18 protein-coding genes and 1 pseudogene are annotated in these 19,330 nt (G+C 73.1%); 12 read left to right on the forward strand and 7 right to left on the reverse strand.

Annotated features, from left to right (window positions below; all coding sequences use genetic code 11):
- The first annotated feature begins 80 nt into the window (after nt 1-80).
- The 3 genes from QF030_RS32255 (at nt 81) to QF030_RS32265 (ending at nt 2,162) form a co-directional block, all read left to right on the forward strand.
- On the forward strand, nt 81-851 hold the full coding sequence (locus QF030_RS32255) for a cobalt-precorrin-6A reductase (protein WP_307166093.1): 771 nt from the start codon (nt 81-83) through the stop codon (nt 849-851).
- A gap of 112 nt (nt 852-963) precedes the next feature.
- A complete protein-coding gene (locus QF030_RS32260; protein WP_307166094.1) occupies nt 964-1,878 on the forward strand; it encodes a HipA family kinase in 915 nt (304 codons plus the stop codon).
- Nucleotides 1,875-2,162, forward strand: a complete 288-nt coding sequence (locus QF030_RS32265; RefSeq protein WP_307166095.1) for a SelT/SelW/SelH family protein — start codon at nt 1,875-1,877, stop codon at nt 2,160-2,162. Before QF030_RS32260 ends, QF030_RS32265 begins: the two co-directional genes overlap by 4 nt.
- Nucleotides 2,163-2,183: 21 nt before the next feature.
- On the opposite strand, the gene aceB is transcribed toward QF030_RS32265, so the two are convergent.
- Together aceB and QF030_RS32275 are read right to left on the reverse strand one after the other, a co-directional pair.
- On the reverse strand, nt 2,184-3,818 hold the full coding sequence (gene aceB / locus QF030_RS32270; RefSeq protein ID WP_307166096.1) for a malate synthase A: 1,635 nt from the start codon (nt 3,816-3,818) through the stop codon (nt 2,184-2,186).
- A 184-nt stretch (nt 3,819-4,002) separates the two neighbouring features.
- Complete coding sequence (locus QF030_RS32275; protein ID WP_307166097.1) at nt 4,003-4,614, reverse strand: nucleotidyltransferase family protein; 612 nt, start codon at nt 4,612-4,614, stop codon at nt 4,003-4,005.
- A gap of 191 nt (nt 4,615-4,805) precedes the next feature.
- Here QF030_RS32275 and QF030_RS32280 point away from each other — a divergent pair, with 191 nt between their 5' ends.
- Entirely contained in the window at nt 4,806-5,120 is a 315-nt protein-coding gene (locus QF030_RS32280; protein WP_307166098.1) for a DUF5955 family protein, read from the forward strand.
- A 43-nt stretch (nt 5,121-5,163) separates the two neighbouring features.
- Here QF030_RS32280 and QF030_RS32285 read toward each other — a convergent pair whose 3' ends face one another.
- Nucleotides 5,164-5,961: an IclR family transcriptional regulator gene (locus QF030_RS32285; protein WP_307166099.1), complete on the reverse strand. Its 798-nt coding sequence runs from the start codon at nt 5,959-5,961 to the stop codon at nt 5,164-5,166.
- A gap of 267 nt (nt 5,962-6,228) precedes the next feature.
- Between QF030_RS32285 and allB the strand changes: the two genes are divergently transcribed.
- Both allB and alc read left to right on the forward strand, forming a co-directional pair.
- Entirely contained in the window at nt 6,229-7,566 is a 1,338-nt protein-coding gene (gene allB, locus QF030_RS32290; protein ID WP_307166100.1) for an allantoinase AllB, read from the forward strand.
- Between the two features lie 82 nt (nt 7,567-7,648).
- Nucleotides 7,649-8,764, forward strand: a complete 1,116-nt coding sequence (gene alc / locus QF030_RS32295) for an allantoicase (RefSeq protein WP_307166101.1) — start codon at nt 7,649-7,651, stop codon at nt 8,762-8,764.
- A gap of 635 nt (nt 8,765-9,399) precedes the next feature.
- Here the strand turns inward: alc and QF030_RS32300 are convergent.
- Entirely contained in the window at nt 9,400-10,146 is a 747-nt protein-coding gene (locus tag QF030_RS32300; protein WP_307166102.1) for an SDR family oxidoreductase, read from the reverse strand.
- Nucleotides 10,147-10,303: 157 nt separating this feature from the next.
- Between QF030_RS32300 and QF030_RS32305 the strand changes: the two genes are divergently transcribed.
- Entirely contained in the window at nt 10,304-11,125 is an 822-nt protein-coding gene (locus QF030_RS32305) for an AIM24 family protein (RefSeq protein ID WP_307166103.1), read from the forward strand.
- 195 nt (nt 11,126-11,320) lie between these two features.
- On the opposite strand, the gene QF030_RS32310 is transcribed toward QF030_RS32305, so the two are convergent.
- Entirely contained in the window at nt 11,321-11,707 is a 387-nt protein-coding gene (locus QF030_RS32310; protein ID WP_307166104.1) for a ribonuclease domain-containing protein, read from the reverse strand.
- A 109-nt stretch (nt 11,708-11,816) separates the two neighbouring features.
- Nucleotides 11,817-12,017, reverse strand: a complete 201-nt coding sequence (locus QF030_RS32315) for a hypothetical protein (protein ID WP_307166105.1) — start codon at nt 12,015-12,017, stop codon at nt 11,817-11,819.
- Nucleotides 12,018-12,218: 201 nt separating this feature from the next.
- Here QF030_RS32315 and QF030_RS32320 point away from each other — a divergent pair, with 201 nt between their 5' ends.
- The 3 genes from QF030_RS32320 (at nt 12,219) to QF030_RS32330 (ending at nt 15,530) form a co-directional block, all read left to right on the forward strand.
- On the forward strand, nt 12,219-13,481 hold the full coding sequence (locus tag QF030_RS32320) for a sensor histidine kinase (protein WP_307166106.1): 1,263 nt from the start codon (nt 12,219-12,221) through the stop codon (nt 13,479-13,481).
- 83 nt (nt 13,482-13,564) lie between these two features.
- Complete coding sequence (locus QF030_RS32325; RefSeq protein WP_307166107.1) at nt 13,565-14,245, forward strand: response regulator; 681 nt, start codon at nt 13,565-13,567, stop codon at nt 14,243-14,245.
- 100 nt (nt 14,246-14,345) lie between these two features.
- On the forward strand, nt 14,346-15,530 hold the full coding sequence (locus QF030_RS32330; RefSeq protein ID WP_307166108.1) for a cytochrome P450 family protein: 1,185 nt from the start codon (nt 14,346-14,348) through the stop codon (nt 15,528-15,530).
- A gap of 63 nt (nt 15,531-15,593) precedes the next feature.
- On the opposite strand, the gene QF030_RS32335 is transcribed toward QF030_RS32330, so the two are convergent.
- Nucleotides 15,594-16,610, reverse strand: a complete 1,017-nt coding sequence (locus QF030_RS32335; protein WP_307166109.1) for a Gfo/Idh/MocA family protein — start codon at nt 16,608-16,610, stop codon at nt 15,594-15,596.
- 129 nt (nt 16,611-16,739) lie between these two features.
- Between QF030_RS32335 and QF030_RS32340 the strand changes: the two are divergent.
- Both QF030_RS32340 and QF030_RS32345 read left to right on the forward strand, forming a co-directional pair.
- Nucleotides 16,740-17,478 (forward strand): annotated as a pseudogene (locus QF030_RS32340) (GntR family transcriptional regulator).
- A gap of 643 nt (nt 17,479-18,121) precedes the next feature.
- A complete protein-coding gene (locus QF030_RS32345) occupies nt 18,122-19,270 on the forward strand; it encodes an ROK family glucokinase (protein ID WP_307166110.1) in 1,149 nt (382 codons plus the stop codon).
- The last annotated feature ends 60 nt before the right edge of the window (nt 19,271-19,330 follow it).

The following is a 19,330-nucleotide window of genomic DNA, read 5'->3' on the forward strand; positions in this document are numbered from 1 at the left end:
GTCGGTGTGCTTCAGTGGGCGCCGAAACCGCCGCCCCGGCCGCGCAGCTCGGGCCTCACCCCCGGGAAGGGGCCGGACTCGTGCACGTACTGATCCTGGGCGGCACCGCCGAGGCCCGTCGCCTCGCCGAACTCCTGGCGGCCGACGCCCTGCCCGGGCTCCGCGTGACGACCTCCCTGGCCGGTCGGGTGACCACTCCCCGGCTGCCGCCGGGCGAGGTACGCGTGGGCGGCTTCGGCGGGGCCGGGGGGCTGGCCGCGTGGCTGGTCGAGCACACGGTCGACGCGCTCGTGGACGCCACCCACCCCTTCGCGGCCACCATCAGCCGCAACGCGGCGACGGCCGCGGCCGAGGCCGCTGTCCCGCTGCTGGCGCTGCGCCGTCCGGGCTGGGTCCCGACGGCGGGCGACCACTGGCACGAGGCCGGTTGTCTGACGGAGGCCGCCGCACTGCTGCCCTCGCTCGGCCGGCGGGTGTTCCTCACCACCGGACGCCTGGGGCTGGCCGCCTTCGCCGGTCTGGACGACCTGTGGTTCCTCGTACGGTCCGTGGACGCGCCCGGGACACCGGCCCCGCCCCGTATGGAGGTGCTGCTCGACCGCGGGCCCTTCACACTTGCCGGGGAGCGCGAACTGCTGCGCCGTCACCGGATCGACGTCGTCGTGACGAAGGACAGCGGGGGAGCGGCCACCGCCCCGAAACTGGCCGCCGCCCGTGCGGCGGGACTGCCCGTGGTCGTGGTCCGCAGACCGCCGGTCCCGGCGGGCGTCCCGGTCGTGACCGGTCCGGAGCAGGCCCTGGAGCGGCTCAGGGCCGCGGCGGACCCGCGCGCCCGCCGGGACGCGTGCTGAGGAAGCCCCGCGGCCACCGCGGCCCACGGGCCGCTTCCGCACGCCGGGCCGGGCACGCTCGTCGGCCGTCGCGCCTGGTTACCATGCTTCTTCAGACCAGAGGGAGTACGTCATGCTGACCGAGGTCACAGCGACCCGCTACCTCGCTCCGCTGCGGGCGGGCGGCTCCGTGCCCGCCGTCGTCGAGGCCGACGACCTCGGCACCTACGTCGTGAAGTTCACGGGCTCCGCGCAGGGCCGCAAGGCGCTCGTCGCCGAGGTGATCGTCGGCGAGCTGGCGCGTGCGCTCGGGCTGCGCTTCCCCGAGCTGGTCCTGGTCCACTTCGACCCGGCGATCGCGCGGGACGAACCGCACCAGGAGGTGAGGGAGCTGCATGCCGCGAGCGCGGGGCTCAACCTCGGGATGGACTTCCTGCCGGGTGCGGAGGACTTCACGCCGGAGGTCGCCGAGGCCTTCCCGGTGGAGCCGCTGGAGGCCGGAAGGATCGTCTGGCTGGACGCCCTGACCGTGAACGTCGACCGTACGGTCCACAGCTCCAACCTGATGGTCTGGCCCACGTTCGGCACCGTCCCGCCCCGGCTCTGGCTCATCGACCACGGCGCCGCCCTCGTCTTCCACCACCGCTGGGACGGCGCCGACCCCGAGAAGCGCTACGACTTCCGCCACCACGCCCTCGGCCGCTGCGCCCCGGACACCCGGGCGGCCGACGCCGAACTGGCGCCCAGGGTGACCGAGGAGCTGCTGCGCCGGATCGTGGCGGAGGTGCCGGACACCTGGCTGACCGGCGAAGCGGGGTTCGCGACCCCGGACGCGGTCCGGGAGGCGTACGTGGGTTACCTCCACGCGCGCGCGGCGGCCTCCGCGGCCTGGCTGCCCACCGACTTCCCCGCCCCGGAGGAGCTCGCCGCCGACGAGGCCCGGCGCGCGGCGAGGACCCGGCAAGGACGGCCCGACTGGCTGAAGCGGGTCCCCGACCTGCACGGCAAGCCGGCCGCTGAACAGGATTGGTCGGTGCATCTCGGATGAACGACGCGAGTGACGTGGGCGGGCGGGTCGAGATCGAGTACTGCACCCAGTGCCGCTGGCTGCCGCGCGCGGCCTGGCTGGCGCAGGAGCTGCTCACGACCTTCGAGGCCGAGCTGACGGAGCTCGCCCTGAAGCCGGGCACGGGCGGGGTCTTCGTCGTCCGGGTCGACGACGAGGTGGTCTGGGACCGCCGCGAACAGGGCTTCCCGGAGCCGACCGCGGTGAAGAAGCTCGTCCGCGACCGAGTGGCCCCGGGGAAGTCGCTGGGCCACTCGGACAGGTGAGCGTTCCGGCTCGTGCGGGGTTCAGCCCTCGAGCTGCTCGTACGCCGGCAGGGTGAGGAAGTCCGCGTAGTCCTCGTCGAGGGAGACCGTCAGCAGCAGGTCGTGCGCCTGCTGCCAGTGGCCGGCCGCGAAGGCCTCCTCGCCGATCTCCGCGCGGATCGCGGCCAGTTCGGCGGCGGCGACCTCGCGGGCCAGCTCGGGCGTGGCCTTCACCGTGCCGCCCTCCCGCTCGAACTCCACCCCCGCGTTGATCCACTGCCAGATCTGCGAGCGGGAGATCTCGGCGGTGGCCGCGTCCTCCATCAGGTTGAAGATGGCGACCGCGCCCAGGCCGCGCAGCCAGGCCTCGATGTAACGGATGCCGACCTGCACGGCGTTGACCAGTCCCGGGTACGTCGGCCGGGCCTCGAGCGAGTCGACGGCGATCAGGTCGGCCGCCTTGACGTCGACGTCCTCGCGCAGCCGGTGCTTCTGGTTCGGCCGGTCGCCGAGCACGGCGTCGAAGGAGGCCATGGCGATCGGCACCAGGTCCGGGTGGGCCACCCACGATCCGTCGAAACCGTCGTTCGCCTCGCGGTCCTTGTCCGCCTTGACCTTCTCGAAGGCGACCTTGTTGACCTCCTCGTCGCGGCGGGACGGGATGAAGGCCGCCATGCCGCCGATGGCGTGCGCGCCGCGCTTGTGGCAGGTGCGGACGAGGAGTTCGGTGTACGCCCGCATGAAGGGGGCGGTCATCGTGACCGCGTTGCGGTCCGGGAGGACGAACCTGGCGCCGCCGTCACGGAAGTTCTTGACGATGGAGAACAGGTAGTCCCAGCGGCCGGCGTTCAACCCGGAGGCGTGGTCGCGCAGTTCGTACAGGATCTCGTCCATCTCGTACGCGGCCGTGATCGTCTCGATGAGCACGGTGGCGCGCACGGTGCCCTGCGGGATGCCGATGTGATCCTGCGCGAAGACGAACACCTCGTTCCAGAGGCGGGCCTCCAGGTGCGACTCCGTCTTCGGGAGGTAGAAGTACGGGCCCTTGCCGAGGTCGAGCAGGCGCTGGGCGTTGTGGAAGAAGTAGAGACCGAAGTCGACGAGGGCGCCGGGGACCTGACGTCCGTCCGCGTCGACGAGGTGACGCTCGTTCAGGTGCCAGCCGCGCGGCCGCATGACGACGGTGGCGAGCTCGCCCTCGTCCTTCAGGGCGTAGGACTTGCCCGTCCCCGGGTCCGTGAAGTCGATCCTGCGGGTGTAGGCGTCGGCCAGGTTGAGCTGACCCAGGACGACGTTCTCCCAGGTCGGCGCCGAGGCGTCCTCGAAGTCGGCGAGCCAGACCCGGGCGCCCGAGTTGAGCGCGTTGATGGTCATCTTGCGGTCGGTCGGGCCGGTGATCTCGACCCGGCGGTCGTCCAGGGCCGCGGGGGAGGGGGCCACCCGCCAGGAGTCGTCCGCGCGGATCGCGGCGGTCTCCGGGAGGAAGTCCAGGGTGGAGGTGCGGGCGATCTCGGCGCGGCGCTCCGCGCGCCGGGCGAGGAGCTCGTCACGGCGTGGGGTGAACCGCCGGTGCAGTTCGGCCACGAAGGCGAGCGCCGCCTCGGTGAGGACCTCCTCCTGCCGCGGCAGGGGCTCGGCGTCGACGATGGCCAGCGGGGACGGCGCTGGTGCGGACATGAGCGGTCACTTCCTTCAGCGGTGGCACCGGGTGCCAGTCGAAACCGGGTACGGCGAGCGGGGGCCCGGACGGGCCGGGACCTTCTGAGCAGTGGATACTAGTTTCCTCATCGTGGAACTTCAATGATTTGTTGATGTCGAGATTCTCCGCGTCGAGGCAAGGTGGCGCTCGGTGCCAGCCCCCTCACTCAAGGTGCGCGAGATCCTCGGGGGTGTCGATGTCGAAGGGGCGGGCCACGTCCGCGCACTCGACGAGCGTGATCGCCTTCTCGTGCTCCTTCAGATAGGCGCGTGCCCCCCGGTCGCCGGTGGCAGTCGCCGCGATGCCCGCCCAGTGGGCGGCCCCGAACAGGACCGGATGGCCGCGTACGCCGTCATAGGCGGCGCAGACGAGCGAGGACTCGTCCTCGTGGGCGGCCAGTACCCGGGCCACGGCCTGCGCCCCGATGCCGGGCTGATCCACGAGAAGGACCAGCGCGGCACGCGCCCCCGTCCCGGCGAACGAGCCGAGCCCGGCCCGCAGGGACGTACCCATGCCCTGCTCCCACTCCGGGTTCGTCACGAGCACGCACCCCTCCAGCCGCGCCCGCTCCCGTACGGTCCCGGCGGCGGCCCCGAGCACCACGTGCACCCGGGCGCAGCCCGCCGTGCGCAGCGCTTCCACCGCGTGTTCGACGAGCGGCCGCCCCCGGTGTTCGAGCAGTGCCTTGGGGCGTCCGCCGAGCCGGCGGCCCCCGCCCGCCGCGAGGAGCAGGCCGGCCACCTGGCCGACGGCCCCGTCTTCCTTTGGCGTCATGCGTCCTGCATACCTGACGCGGCGTCGGCCGCGCGCTTGCGTGGGGGCTGAATTTCGGTCCGCGCGGTGGCGCACGCCGCGTCGGGTGGCGTTTACTGACCCGCGCGTCCTTCGGTGCCCGGCCGGTACCGCGGGGCCGCGGGGCGGGTGAGCGCGCAAGCGCGCTCGGCGGAGCGCGCGGGGGGAGAGCTGTGTTGCGGAGCTTGGGGCAGAGGGCAGTGACCGGCAGCTACGAGGAACCGAGGGTGGCGGAACTGCGGACCGCGGTGTCCCGGCTGCGCCGCGAACTCGCCACGTATCCAGCCGAGTTCCCGGACCGGGCGATCGCCGAGGACGAACTCGCCGCGCTCGCCGCGATGGTGACCCACGGCACCCCCGAAGTGCCCCGGTTACGCCGCTCCTTGCTGCTGATCGCGGGCGCCATCGGCTCGGTGAGCGCACTGGCCCGGAGCCTGTCGGAGGTACGCCACGCCGTGGAGCTGTTCGGAGAGCCGCCCCGCCGTTGACGTGGGGCTGCGCTGAGGGGGCGCGCCGCGGCGGGGCTCGGCCCTAGACCGCCGGACCGGAGCTCGTCAGCGCCTGTGACAGTTCCACCGCGATCTGCCGCAGTACCGGCACGATGTTCTCCGTGGCCGACTCCGTGACGCGGCCCGCCGGGCCGGAGATGGAGACGGCCGCGGGGGTGGGGGAGTCCGGCACCGGCACCGCCAGGCAGCGCACGCCGATCTCCTGCTCGTTGTCGTCGACCGCGTAGCCGGCGTGCCGCACGTCCGCGAGGGCCGCGAGGAAGCCGTCGGGGGTGGTGATCGTCTTGTCCGTGGCGGCGGGCATGCCGGTACGGGCGAGCAGGGCGCGCACCTCGTCGTCCGGGAAGCCCGCGAGCAGGGCCTTGCCGACGCCCGTGGAGTGCGGCAGGACGCGGCGGCCGACCTCGGTGAACATCCGCATCGAGTGCTTGGACGGCACCTGCGCCACGTACACGATCTCGTCGCCGTCGAGCAGCGCCATGTTGGCCGTCTCGCCGGTCTCCTCGACCAGGCGGGCCAGATAGGGCCGGGCCCAGGTGCCCAGCAGCCGGGCGGCGGACTCGCCGAGCCGGATCAGCCGGGGGCCGAGCGCATAACGGCGGTTGGGCTGCTGGCGGACGTAACCGCAGACCACCAGGGTGCGCATCAGGCGATGGATGGTGGGCAGCGGCAGCCCGCTGCTCGCGGACAGCTCGCTCAGGCCGACCTCGCCGCCCGCGTCCGCCATCCGCTCGAGGAGATCGAAGGCGCGCTCGAGGGACTGGACCCCGCCGCTGGCGGACTTGGCGGAGTCGGTGGTGCTGGCGCTGGACGTCGGCACGGCGCGTTCCTTTCGAAACTGGCGGAAGGGCTGAAGCCTACCCGGCGGTCGGTTGACTCCTCGCTTGCGCGTCATTAGATTCTGCTGGACGGAATACTAATTCCAGTATGTGGAAACGTCCAGAGTGTCGAGGGCGGGTGCAAGCTGGGGGAGGGTGCCCTTGACGGCGCGAAGGCGGAAGGGAAGACTCCTTCAACAGAACGTTGAATTCCGTTACGTGGAAGTTTCTCCCGCGTGACGGGAAGAGAACGGAAGAGAGGGGTCCGGGTGTCCGAGGCCGAACTGGTGCTGCGCTCGACGCGCGTCATCACTCCCGAAGGGTCACGGCCCGCCACGGTCGCGGTGGCCGCCGGAAAGATCACGGCGGTACTGCCGTACGACGCCCCTGTCCCCGAGGGGACCCGGCTGGAGGACTTCGGCGACGACGTCCTGCTGCCCGGCCTGGTCGACACTCATGTGCACGTCAATGATCCCGGCCGCACCCACTGGGAGGGTTTCTGGACCGCCACGCGCGCCGCGGCGGCCGGCGGCATCACCACCCTCGTCGACATGCCCCTCAACTCCCTCCCGCCGACCACCACGGTCGACCACCTCCGCGTCAAGCGGGAGGTCGCCGCGGACAAGGCGCACATCGACGTCGGCTTCTGGGGCGGCGCCCTGCCCGACAACGTCAAGGACCTGCGCCCGCTGCACGAGTCCGGCGTCTTCGGCTTCAAGGCGTTCCTCTCCCCGTCGGGCGTGGACGAGTTCCCGCACCTCGACCAGGACCGGCTCGCCCGCTCCCTCGCCGAGATCGCCGGATTCGACGGTCTGCTGATCGTGCACGCCGAGGATCCGCACCACCTCGACGCCGCCCCGCAGCGGGGCGGCCCCCGGTACGCCGACTTCCTGGCCAGCCGTCCGCGTGACGCCGAGGACACCGCCATCGCCCACCTCGTCGCGCAGGCGAAGCGCCTCCGGGCCCGCGTGCACGTACTGCACCTGTCCTCCAGCGACGCGCTGCCGCTGATCGCCGCCGCCAAGGCGGAGGGCGTCCGCGTCACGGCCGAGACGTGCCCGCACTACCTGACCCTGACCGCCGAGGAAGTCCCCGACGGCGCCAGCGAGTTCAAGTGCTGCCCGCCCATCCGTGAGTCCGCCAACCAGGACCTGCTCTGGCAGGCCCTGGCGGACGGCACGATCGACTGTGTGGTCACCGACCACTCCCCTTCCACGGCCGACCTCAAGACCGACGACTTCGCGACGGCGTGGGGTGGCATCTCGGGTCTTCAGCTCAGCCTGGCGGCCGTGTGGACGGAGGCCCGCCGGCGGGGTCACGGCCTGGAGGACGTCGTCCGGTGGATGTCCGCCCGTACGGCCGCCCTCGTGGGCCTCTCCCACAAGGGCGCGATCGAAGCGGGCCGGGACGCCGACTTCGCCGTCCTCGCCCCCGACGAGACCTTCACCGTCGACCCGGCGGCGCTCCAGCACCGCAACCGCGTCACGGCGTACGCCGGGAAGACCCTGTACGGCGTCGTCAGGTCCACCTGGCTGCGCGGTGAACGCATCGTCTCCGACGGCGAGTTCACCGAGCCGAAGGGCCGGCTCCTCACCCGCACCCCCTGAGCCGAGGGGCCCTTCGACCCGCGGCGTTCCTCTTCCACCCGCACCCGCACCGGCCGACTCCCGAAAGGCAGACCTGATCACCGTGACGGCGATAGAGAGCTTCACCGGCGACGCGAATCCCTACGGCGGCGGCGACCCGTACGCGGACTACCGCACCGCCGACTTCCCCTTCACCCGGTACGCCGACCTCGCCGACCGGCAGCTCGGAGCGGGAGTCATCGCCGCCAACGACGAGTTCTTCGCCCAGCGCGAGAACCTGCTGGTGCCCGGCCCCGCCGAGTTCGACCCGGAGCACTTCGGGCACAAGGGCAAGGTCATGGACGGCTGGGAGACCCGCCGCCGCCGCGGTGCCTCCGCCGACCACCCGTGGCCGACCGCCGAGGACCACGACTGGGCGCTCGTCCGCCTCGGGGCGCCCGGCGTGATCCGGGGCATCGTCGTCGACACGGCGCACTTCCGCGGCAACTACCCGCAAGCGGTGTCGGTCGAGGGCGCCTCGGTGCCGGGCGCGCCGTCCGCCGAAGAGCTCCTCGGCGACCATGTGAAGTGGACGACGCTGGTCCCGCGCACACCGGTCGGCGGCCACGCCGCGAACGGCTTCGCCGTGTCGGTGGAGCAGCGCTTCACCCACCTGCGGCTCAACCAGCACCCCGACGGCGGCATCGCCCGCCTGCGCGTGCACGGAGAGGTCGTGCCCGATCCCGGCTGGCTGACGGCGCTCGGCACCTTCGACGTCGTCGCCCTGGAGAACGGCGGCCGCGCCGAGGACGCCTCCAACCTCTTCTACTCGCCCGCGAGCAACACCATCCAGCCGGGCCGCTCCCGCAAGATGGACGACGGCTGGGAGACCCGCCGCCGCCGCGACCGGGGCCACGACTGGATCCGCTACCGCCTGGCGGCCCAGGCACGGATCCGGGCCCTGGAGATCGACACGGCCTACCTGAAGGGCAACAGCGCCGGCTGGGCGTCGGTGTCGGTCAAGGACGGCGAGAGCGGCGAGTGGGCGGAGATCCTCCCGCGCACCCGCCTCCAGCCCGACACCAATCACCGTTTCGTCCTGCCGGCCCCGGCGGTCGGCACACACGCGCGGGTGGACATCCATCCCGACGGCGGCATCTCCCGGCTGCGGCTGTTCGGCTCCCTCACGGAAGCGGGCGCGGCGGCGCTGACGGCCCGCCACCAGGAACTCGGCGGCTGACCCGACCACTCCACCGCGCACACCCCGGCCGGAGGAGGCGCGCCCCCTCCGACGACCGAGCGCCGGGGTCCCGGGCCCGGGATTCCCGGCCCCCTGATCCCGGGCCCGGGCCCGAGCCGCATCCCGGATTCCGGGCCCTAGCTCGATCCTGAGGCGTCTCATGGGCCCGATCCCAGCGAGGCTGGATGTCGAGCGCGAGCCCGGGCCGGATTCCGGGCCCGGGCCAGATCCCGGGCCGGATTCCCAGCCCGGGCCGGCTTCTGGGCCGGACCCCAGCCCAACGCGATACGAGCGGGAGCTCGGGCCGGACCCTGAGCCCGAGCCGGCTCCCTGGTTGACGCCGGATCCTGAGCCCGGCCGGATCCCAGCCGGAGCCAGCTCCCCAGGCCGGGCCGGATTTAGAGCGCGAGCCTGAGCCCGGGCCGGATCCGAGCCCGGGCCGGATCCGAACCGGACCGCATCCCCAGCCGGAGCCAGCTCCCCGGCTGGAGCCAGCTCCCCGGTCGGAGCCAGCTCCCCGGTCGGAGCCAGCTCCCCGGTCGGAGCCAGCTCCCCGGTCGGAGCCAGCTCCCCGGCCCGAGCCGGGGCCAGGGCCGGGCCCGAGGCGGAGCCGGATTCCCGGCGCGGCCGGGTTTCTACGCCGCGTGTCCGCCGTCCACGGCGAACTCGGCGCCCGTGACGTAGGCGGCGCCCGCCAGGTGCGCGACCGTCGCGGCCACCTCCTGCGCCGTGCCGAAGCGGCCCAGCGCCGTCATCGTCGCCTGACCGGCCGCGTACGGGCCGTCCGCCGGGTTCATGTCCGTGTCGATCGGGCCGGGGTGGACGAGGTTCGCGGTGATCCCGCGCGGGCCCAGCTCCCGGGCGAGGGCCTTGGTCAGACCGACCAGGGCCGACTTGCTCATCGCGTACAGGGTCCCGCCGGGGCCGGGCACCCGCTGGGTCATACACGTGCCGATCGTGATGATCCGTCCGCCGTCGGCCATCCGCCCGGCCGCCGCCTGCGAGGCCAGGAACACCCCGCGCACGTTCACGGCGAGCACCCGGTCCACGTCGGAGAGGCCGAGCCCCTCCAGGGGCCCGAGGACGCCGACGCCCGCGTTGTTCACCAGCACGTCGAGGCCGCCCAGCGCCCGGACCGTACGGTCCACCGCCCCGGCCGCCTCCCCGGGGTCCGCCGAGTCCGCGCGCAGGGCCACCGCCCGCCGTCCCAGCGCCTCCACGGCCGCCACGACGTCCTGCGCCGCCTCCTTGCCGTTCTCGTAGGTCACCGCCACGTCCGCGCCCTCCCGGGCGAGCCGCAGCGCCGTGGCCGCTCCGATGCCGCGGCTGCCGCCGGTCACGAGGGCCACCTTGCCGTTCAGGGTTTCGTCGGTCGTTGTCATGGGTCCATCCCAGCGGCCGGGGCCCGCGCACGCTGGCGGCGAACGGACGTCGAGATCGCCCGGTGGTGACAGCTCCGCGGGGGCCGGCCGGATCGCACGGATCATGCGGGCCGCAGAAAACCGGAACTCTTTCCTCCGCCTCCCGCGTTCTCCCTGTGTGACCCTTCAGCAAGAAATCGTCGGCAGCGCCATGCAGATGGCGGTCGTCCAGCTGTCTCCCGGCCAGACCGTGTACTGCGAGGCCGGGAAGTTCCTGTTCAAGACGGTCGACGTGACCATGGAGACCCGGCTGGGCGGCCCGTCCGGCGGCGACGGGCAACCACCGCAGGGCGGCCAGGCGGGTGGCGGCATGGGCGGCATGCTGCGCCAGGCCATGGGGACGGCCATGCAGGTCGGCCAGCGCGCCCTGGCGGGCGAGTCGCTGGCTTTCCAGTACTTCACCGCCCGGGGCGGCGAGGGCACGGTCGGCTTCGCGGGCGTGCTGCCCGGCGAGATGCGCGCCCTGGAGCTGGACGGCACGCGCGCGTGGTTCGCTGAGAAGGACGCTTTCGTGGCCGCCGAGTCCACCGTCGAGTTCGGCATCGCCTTCCAGGGCGGCCGCACCGGCATGAAGGGCGGTGAGGGCTTCGTCCTGGAGAAGTTCACCGGCCGGGGGACGGTGATCATCGCGGGCGCCGGCAACTTCATCGACCTGGACCCGGCCGACTTCGGGGGCCGTATCGAGGTCGACACCGGGTGCGTGGTCGCCTTCGAGGAGGGCATCCGGTACGGCGTCCAGCGCGTCGGCGGTCTCAACCGCCAGGGGGTGATGAACGCCGTGTTCGGCGGCGAGGGCCTGTCCCTGGCCACCCTGGAGGGCCGTGGCCGCGTCATCCTCCAGTCCCTCACCATCGAGAGCCTCGCCAACGCCCTGAGGAAGGCCCAGGGCGGCGACAAGCAGGGGCCGACCGGCGGACTGTTCTCGACGAACGCGGGCTGAGCCGGCGGGTGGCGGGTGCCGGGTGGCGGGTGCGATGCGCACGGCGTACGCCCGCGTACGCCCCGGCACGCCTGCGGCAGCCGGCCGGGCCGCCCCTGCGGGCGTCCGCGTCCGGACGTGCCTCGCCCCGCGGCCTGGAGACGTGGGGGGTCCGCGGGGCGAGGGTCTGTGGATCGGACGGGCGGACGGCGCGGGTCAGCAGCCGTAGTTGATCAGGTTGAAAGTGACGTAGTGGTCCGCGGTGTAGTAGTCCTCGGCGGACTTCTTCCCGGTCACGATGCGGCGCGCTCCGCGCGTCGAGGAGCCCGGGGTCTTCACCGTGTACTCGTGGTAGTAGCCGGACGTCTGGCCGGGCAGGACGCCTTCCCGGTTCTGGAAGACGGCCCCGTCCTGCGAATAGGGGAACGGCCCTCCCGCGTCGATCAGGTCGAGCGTGTCGTACGCCTGGGAGGGCAGCTTGGTGTAGCAGACGCTGCCGACGGCGGCGTGTGCCGTGGTGGCGGAGACGGAGCCGCCGACGAGGAGGGCGGACAGGACGGCCGCCGAGGTGACAGTACGAGTGATCCGTGGGGGGAATCGCATGGCTCATGATGACGCGCGTAGACAGTGTCATGTCAATGACAAGGAACGGGAATTTGCCTTCGGGCCCGAGAAGTTTTCATGGCGTTAACCGGAGTCCGGCCTCCTCCGCTCAGCCCGCTCTCCGGCCCCCCGCGGCGGCGAACAGGGCGAACGCCAGCACGATCAGCGCGACGCTCGCGTACACCTCGTAACCGTCGAGCAGGCCGAGGCGCTGCACGAGACCGACGTGCCGACGGGTGAACTCGTGCAGGAGGCCCAGGACCCCCTGCACCAGCGCGACGAAACCGAGCAGTCCCAGCAGTTCCCTCATGGATCCGACTCTCGTTCCGCGGCTCCCCGGCGGTCCACCGGCCGCCCGGCGGGACCGGTGCGTCGGAAGTCTGCGAAGCGGCGGTCCGCCGGGCCGAAAGGAGACGGACGCCACGACTCGGGTCGGCCGTTCCCCGCCCTCGGTAGGGGATGGCTGCCACGGAGAGGTCGCACGGCCCCGCGCTGCGTAGATTGGCCGACCATGAGGGCGGACGACGGCACGCCACGGGCGGCACCAGGGTTCACGGGCCGACGATGGCTGCTGCCGTCGGCCGTGGTGGCGGAACTCGACCCGGACGCCGGGATCCCCGGCCGGCGGCACCGGCGCACCGTCCGCGACTGGACCGTCGACTTCCTCTGCTTCCTCGTGGCCGTGGCCGTCGGCCTGGCGGTCGCGGACTCCTTCCCCGGCGAACCCGGCCTTCCCGAGGTGGTCGCCGCGGCCGACCAGCTCCTGGGCGCCCTCGCCTGCGCGGCGGTGTGGCTGCGCCGCCGGTGGCCCCTCGGCCTGGCGATCGCGATGGTCCCCCTCGGCTTCCTGGCGACCACCTCGGCCGGCGCCTGCACGGTCGCCCTCTTCACCCTCGCCGTCCACCGGCCGTTCCGGTACGTGGCCTGGGTGGGCGGCGCCCAGGTGGCCCTCATCCCGCTGCTGGCCCGGGCCCGGCCCGATCCGACGCTGGCCTACGGACCGTCGGTGGCGTGGAGCGTGCTGTTCACCGTCACGGCCATCGGCTGGGGCATGTTCGTCCGGTCCAAGCGGCAGCTGATGCTGAGCCTGCGCGACCGCGCCCGGCGCGCCGAGACGGAGGCCCGGCTGCGCGCCGAGCAGGCGCAGCGGCTGGCCCGCGAGGCCATCGCCCGGGAGATGCACGACGTGCTCGCGCACCGGCTGACCCTGCTCAGCGTGCACGCGGGCGCGCTGGAGTTCCGTCCGGACGCGCCCCGCGAGGACATCGCGCGGGCGGCCGGCGTCATCCGCGAGAGCGCCCACGAGGCCCTCCAGGACCTACGGGAGATCATCGGTGTCCTGCGGGCCGGCGAACCCGACGACGCGGGCCGCCCCCAGCCGACGCTGGCCGCGCTGGACACGCTGGTCGCCGAGTCCCGCGAGACCGGCATGAAGGTCACCCCGGACCAGTGCGTCACCGACGCCGCGACCGTCCCAGCCGCCGTCGGCCGCACCGCCTACCGCATCGTCCAGGAGTGCCTCACCAACGCCCGAAAGCATGCCCCGGGCGCGGAGATCGAGGTCACCGTCACCGGCGGTCCCAGCGAAGGGCTCGACGTGAGCGTGCGCAACGCGGCGCCCGAGGGCGACGTACCGCCCGTCCCCGGTTCCGGCCAGGGACTGATCGGCCTGGCCGAACGGGCCACCCTGACCGGAGGGAGACTGGAGCACGGGACGTGGGGCGACGGGGGATTCGAGGTACGGGCGTGGCTGCCGTGGCCGGCGACGCCCTGACGGGCCGGGTCCGACCGGCCCCGCCCGGTCCGTTCGTCGCGAACCGCCGACTCGCCCGCCCGCAAGCGTGGTTACGTGAACCCATGACTGCGATCAGACTCCTCCTCGTCGACGACGATCCCCTCGTGCGGGCCGGTCTGGCTCTCATGATGGGGGGCGCCGACGACATCGAGATCGTCGGCGAGGCCGCCGACGGGAGCGAGGTCGAGGGGCTCGTGGAGCGCACCCGCCCCGACGTGGTCCTGATGGACATCCGGATGCCGGCCATGGACGGGATCACGGCCACGGAACGCCTGCGCGGACGCGAGGACGCCCCGCAGGTCGTGGTGCTCACCACCTTCCACGCCGACGAACAGGTGCTGCGCGCACTGCGCGCGGGTGCCGCAGGGTTCGTCCTCAAGGACACCCCGCCCGCCCGGATCCTCGACGCCGTGCGCCGGGTGGCGGCCGGTGACCCCGTCCTGTCGCCCACGGTCACCCGGCAGCTGATGGACCACGCGGCGGGTACCGCGGCCGACACGGGGCGCGCGCACGCGCGCGTACGGCTCGCGGCCCTCGGCGAGCGGGAGCGCGAGGTGGCCGTCGCGGTCGGCCGGGGGCTGTCCAACGCGGACATCGCCGCGGAACTGTTCATGAGCGTCGCCACCGTCAAGGCCCACGTCTCCCGGGTCCTGGCCAAGCTCGGCCTCAACAACAGGGTGCAGGTCGCCCTGCTCGCCCATGACGCGGGTCTCCTGGAAGAGGGGGCGGACGGCCCCGGGTGACGAGCCGCGAATCCGGCGGCACGGCGGGCACCGGGCGGGCGTCCCGCTCGTTGGAGTCGTGACGGGAGGGCTCGTCGAAGTCATGACGGCAGGGGGGGACATGACCGAGGTGATCGACCTGGGCACGTTCGGCGACGGCTTCCGGAGGAACCCGCATCCGGTGTACGCGCGACTGCGCGAGCGCGGCCCGGTGCACCGGGTGCGGTTGCCCGCGCCCGACGCTCACCATGTGACCTGGCTCGTCGTGGGGCACGAGGAGGCGCGCGCGGCGCTCGCCGACCCCCGGCTGGCCAAGGACTCCGAACGGATCGGCGTCACGTTCCTCGACGAGCAGCTGATCGGCAAGCACCTGCTGACCGCGGATCCGCCGCGCCACACCCGGCTGCGCGCGCTGGTCTCCCGCGCGTTCACCGCGCGCCGCGTGGAGGAACTGCGGCCGAGGATCGAGCGGATCACCGACGACATGCTCGACGCGATGCTGCCGCACGGCCGCGCCGACCTCGTGCAGTCGCTCGCCTACCCGCTGCCCCTGACGGTCATCTGCGAGCTCCTGGGCGTCCCCGAGGCGGACCGCACGGCGTTCCGGAAGCTGTCCGGCGAGGCCGTCGCGCCCACCAGCTCGCAGTCCGAGTACGACGCGTTCGTACGGCTCGCCGGGTACCTCACCGAGCTGATCGAGGACAAGCGGTGCGCCGGACCGAGCGGCGACCTGCTGGACGACCTGATCCGCACCACCGCGCAGGACGGCGACCGGCTCTCGCCCGGCGAACTGCGCGGCATGGCGTTCATCCTCCTCGTCGCCGGACACGAGACCACCGTCAACCTGATCACCAATGCCGTACACGCCCTGCTCACCCACCCCGACCAGCTGGCCGCCCTGCGCGCCGACCCGGCCTTGCTCGACGGTGCCGTGGAGGAGGCGCTGCGCTACGAGGGGCCGGTGGAGAACGCCACGTTCCGGTTCGCCGCCGAACCGCTGGAGATCGCCGGCACGTCCGTCGCCCCGGGCGAGGCGGTGATGATCGGCCTGACCGCGGCCGACCGCGACCCGGTCCGCTATCCGGCCCCCGACGGCTTCGACATCCGCCGGGACAGCAGGGGCCACCTGGCCTTCGGGCACGGCGTCCACTACTGCCTGGGAGCCCCGCTGGCCCGCCTGGAGGCCCGCACGGCCCTGCGGTCCCTGCTCGACCGCACACCCGCCCTGGCCCTCGACGGCCCACCCGGCGACTGGCTCCCCGGCCCTCTGATGCGCGGGATGCGCAGCCTCCCGGTGCGCTGGTAGTACGGCGACCGCCGGACCCGCGTCCACCCGGTCCGGGCGAATGGGAGGCCGGGCCGTTCCTGGTCAGCCCGTTGCGGGAGCCGCCGGGATCTCCGCGAGCCACACCGCTCTGCGGTCTCGTCGGGACACCTCGCAGGCCTCGGCGATCCGCAGCGCCTCGAGCGCCTCGCGGCCGCCGCAGGGGTTGGTCCGCTCGCCCCGCACCACGTCCACGAAGGCGTTCAGCTCCGCCGCGTACGCGGGCTCGAACCGCTCCAGGAATCCCGTCCACGGTTTGTCCGCGGCCGGCGGACCGGTGGGTTCGGTGGAGGCGATCGGGGTGCGGTCGTCCAGGCCCACGACGATCTGGTCGAGCTCCCCGGCCAGCTCCATGCGGACGTCGTAGCCCGCCCCGTTCAGCCGCGTCGCCGTCGCCGTGGCGAGAGTGCCGTCGTCGAGGGTGAGGACCGCGGCCGCCGTGTCCACGTCCCCCGCCTCGCGGAACATGGCGGGCCCGGCGTCGGAGCCGGCGGCGTACACCTCCCTCACCTCGCGGCCCGTCACCCAGCGCAGGCAGTCGAAGTCGTGCAGGAGCGCGTCCCGGTAGATCCCGCCGGACACCGGCAGCCAGGCGGCCGGGGGCGCCGACCGGTCGGACGTCAGCGCCCGCACGGTGTGCAGCCGCCCGAGCCGGCCGGAACGCACCGCCTCCCGGGCCCCGGTGTACCCCGCGTCGAAGCGGCGCTGGAAGCCCATGTGAAGGATCGTTCCGGCGGTCTCGACCTCGGCGATCGCCTGTAAGGTGCCCGCCAGATCCAGGGCGATCGGCTTCTCGCAGAAGACCGGGAGCCCGGAGCGGGCTGCCCGACCGATCAGTTCGGCGTGGGCGGAGGTGGCCGTCGTGATCACCACGGCGTCCACGCCCCAGCGGAAGATCTCGTCCACCCCTGGGGCGGCCGTCTCGCCCAGCCGATGCGCGAGCTCCTGGGCCCGCGCGTGGTCCGCGTCCGTCAGGATCAGGGATCCGACCTCGCGGTGACGGCTGAGTGTGTTCGCATGAATGGTGCCTATGCGGCCCGTCCCGATGACCCCGATGCGCATGAAACAAAAGTGACGGCGCAGGCCGCGCGCTGTCAATGCGTATGTCCGGACAACCGAACTACACGACTTCCCGTCAACCGGTCGCGGAGCTACGCTCGGGCCGTGCCGAAACCAGAAGTGGACCCGACCGTGCAGCTAGAACTACGTGTGGACCGAAGTTCTCCGGTGCCGTTGTACTTCCAGCTCGCCCAGCAGCTGGAGGCCGCGATCGAGCACGGAACGCTCACCCCCGGCAGCCTGCTGGGCAACGAGATCGAGCTCGCCGGGCGGCTCGGCCTGTCCCGGCCGACCGTCCGTCAGGCGATCCAGTCGCTCGTCGACAAGGGCCTGCTGGTCCGTCGCCGGGGCGTCGGTACGCAGGTCGTGCACAGTCAGGTCAAGCGTCCGCTGGAGCTCAGCAGCCTCTACGACGACCTGGAGGCCGCCGGGCAGCGTCCGGCGACGACCGTGCTGGTCAACACCGTCGTCCAGGCGTCCGCCGAGGTCGCCGCCGCGCTCGCGGTGGCCGAGGGCAGCGACGTGCACCGGGTGGAGCGGCTGCGTCTGGCGCACGGGGAGCCGATGGCGTACCTGTGCAATCACCTGCCCTCCGGCCTGCTCGGCCTGGACACCGACCAGCTCCAGGCCACCGGCCTGTACCGGCTGATGCGGGCCGCCGGGATCAACCCTGCACAGCGCCCGCCAGTCCATCGGCGCCCGGGCCGCCACCCCCGCCGAGGCCGAGCGGCTCGCCGAGGAGGAGGGCGCTCCGCTGCTGACGATGCAGCGCACGACCTTCGACGACACCGGCCGGGCGGTGGAGTTCGGCGACCACATCTACCGGCCGACCCGCTACTCCTTCGAGTTCCAGCTGCTCGTACGTCCCTGAGAGCGTCCGCGCGACCGGCCCGCCGTGGTCGTATTGTCCGGACAAGGTGACCGCTGATGTCCGGACAAGGTGAGTGATGCGCCGGCGTGACGGTCGTCCCCGGGCCCGGCTGTGCGTCCTGTGTCCGCCCCTGGGGGACGGACCCTCCCTGGCGTCCAGCCGCGCGAGGGGGCCGCGGCGTCGGCGTGGGGCGTGCGGCGTGAAGCAGTCCGGCGTGGTCGGGAAGCCCGAAGTACTGGGCGGCGGCCCGGGACGCGGCGGACACCGCGCGCGGACGTCGTGCGCCTGGGCCCGTGGGGCCGCATACTCGCCTGACGCCTGACGCCTGACGCCTGACGCCTGACGCCTGACGCCTGACGCCTGACGCCTGACGCCTGACGCCTGACGCCTGACGCCTGACGCCTGACGCCTGACGCCTGACGCCTGACGCCTGACGCCTGACGCCTGACGCCTGACGCCTGACGCGGCGAGCTGCGCCCCTGCGGGCAGACGGTGCTCCTCCTCCTGCGGACACGGCCGACGGGGCGCGGGACCGCACCGGCGGCGCGAGCGGCCACGACGCGCCCCGGCACGGCACAGGCCGCCCGTCCCCGCCACCGCCCCGCTCGGCACCCGGCGGGAGGGTGAGGCAGAATCGGCGGCGATGAGCACCTACGGCAACTTCACCGCCCCCATCGGCTCCCGCCGCGCCTCCGCACTCCGCACCGTGGGCACGAGGGAGCGCCGGTCGCACCTCACCGCGCCCCGAGTGCCGACGGTCGGCATCGACATCGGTGGCACCAAGGTGATGGCGGGGGTCGTCGACGCCGACGGCAACATCCTGGAGAAGGTCCGCGCGGAGACTCCGGACAAGTCCAAGAGTCCGAAGGTCGTGGAGGACACGATCGTCGAGCTGGTCCTGGACCTGTCCGACCGGCACGACGTGCACGCGGTCGGCGTCGGTGCGGCGGGGTGGGTGGACGCCGACCGCAACCGCGTCCTGTTCGCGCCCCACCTGTCCTGGCGCAACGAGCCGCTGCGCGACCGCCTCTCCGGCCGGCTCGCGGTTCCCGTCCTGGTGGACAACGACGCCAACACCGCCGCCTGGGCGGAGTGGCGCTTCGGCGCGGGCCGCGGTGAGGACCACCTCGTCATGATCACCCTCGGTACCGGCATCGGCGGCGCGATCCTCGAGGACGGCCAGGTCAAGCGGGGCAAGTACGGCGTCGCCGGTGAGTTCGGCCATATGCAGGCCGTGCCCGGAGGCCACCGCTGCCCGTGCGGCAACCGCGGCTGCTGGGAGCAGTACAGCTCGGGCAACGCGCTGGTCAGGGAGGCCCGTGAACTCGCCGCCGCCGACTCCCCGGTGGCGTACGGGATCATCGAGCACGTCAAGGGCAACATCGGCGACATCACCGGCCCGATGATCACCGAACTCGCCCGTGAGGGCGACGCCATGTGCATCGAGCTGCTCCAGGACATCGGCCAGTGGCTGGGCGTCGGCATCGCCAACCTGGCCGCCGCTCTCGACCCGTCCTGCTTCGTGATCGGCGGCGGCGTCTCGGCCGCCGACGACCTGCTGATCAGCCCCGCGCGGGACGCGTTCAAGCGTCAGCTCACCGGGCGCGGCTACCGCCCCGAGGCCCGCATCGTCCGCGCCCAGCTGGGCCCGGAGGCCGGTATGGTCGGCGCGGCCGACCTCGCCCGCCTGGTCGCCCGCCGCTTCCGGCGCGCGAAGCGCCGCCGCGTGGAGCGCTACGAGCGCTTCGAGCGGTTCACCGAGGTGGCCCGCCGTACCCAGGACACGGTGTGACCGCCCGTACCGCCCCGCCCCCAGGACATCGCATGACCGCCGCTCCGCCCCGCACGACCC

Origin of the sequence: Streptomyces rishiriensis (assembly GCF_030815485.1) — a bacterium.
GTDB lineage: Bacteria > Actinomycetota > Actinomycetes > Streptomycetales > Streptomycetaceae > Streptomyces > Streptomyces rishiriensis_A.

Coding starts and splice junctions, on each gene's coding strand:
- QF030_RS32325 (WP_307166107.1), top strand. CDS start 13,565: ATGACTGCGATCAGACTCCTCCTCGTCGACGACGATCCCCTCGTGCGG.
- QF030_RS32265 (WP_307166095.1), top strand. CDS start 1,875: ATGAACGACGCGAGTGACGTGGGCGGGCGGGTCGAGATCGAGTACTGC.
- aceB (WP_307166096.1), bottom strand. CDS start 3,818: ATGTCCGCACCAGCGCCGTCCCCGCTGGCCATCGTCGACGCCGAGCCC.
- QF030_RS32310 (WP_307166104.1), bottom strand. CDS start 11,707: ATGCGATTCCCCCCACGGATCACTCGTACTGTCACCTCGGCGGCCGTC.
- QF030_RS32345 (WP_307166110.1), top strand. CDS start 18,122: ATGAGCACCTACGGCAACTTCACCGCCCCCATCGGCTCCCGCCGCGCC.
- QF030_RS32320 (WP_307166106.1), top strand. CDS start 12,219: ATGAGGGCGGACGACGGCACGCCACGGGCGGCACCAGGGTTCACGGGC.
- QF030_RS32275 (WP_307166097.1), bottom strand. CDS start 4,614: ATGACGCCAAAGGAAGACGGGGCCGTCGGCCAGGTGGCCGGCCTGCTC.
- QF030_RS32335 (WP_307166109.1), bottom strand. CDS start 16,610: ATGCGCATCGGGGTCATCGGGACGGGCCGCATAGGCACCATTCATGCG.
- QF030_RS32330 (WP_307166108.1), top strand. CDS start 14,346: ATGACCGAGGTGATCGACCTGGGCACGTTCGGCGACGGCTTCCGGAGG.
- QF030_RS32300 (WP_307166102.1), bottom strand. CDS start 10,146: ATGACAACGACCGACGAAACCCTGAACGGCAAGGTGGCCCTCGTGACC.
- QF030_RS32315 (WP_307166105.1), bottom strand. CDS start 12,017: ATGAGGGAACTGCTGGGACTGCTCGGTTTCGTCGCGCTGGTGCAGGGG.
- QF030_RS32260 (WP_307166094.1), top strand. CDS start 964: ATGCTGACCGAGGTCACAGCGACCCGCTACCTCGCTCCGCTGCGGGCG.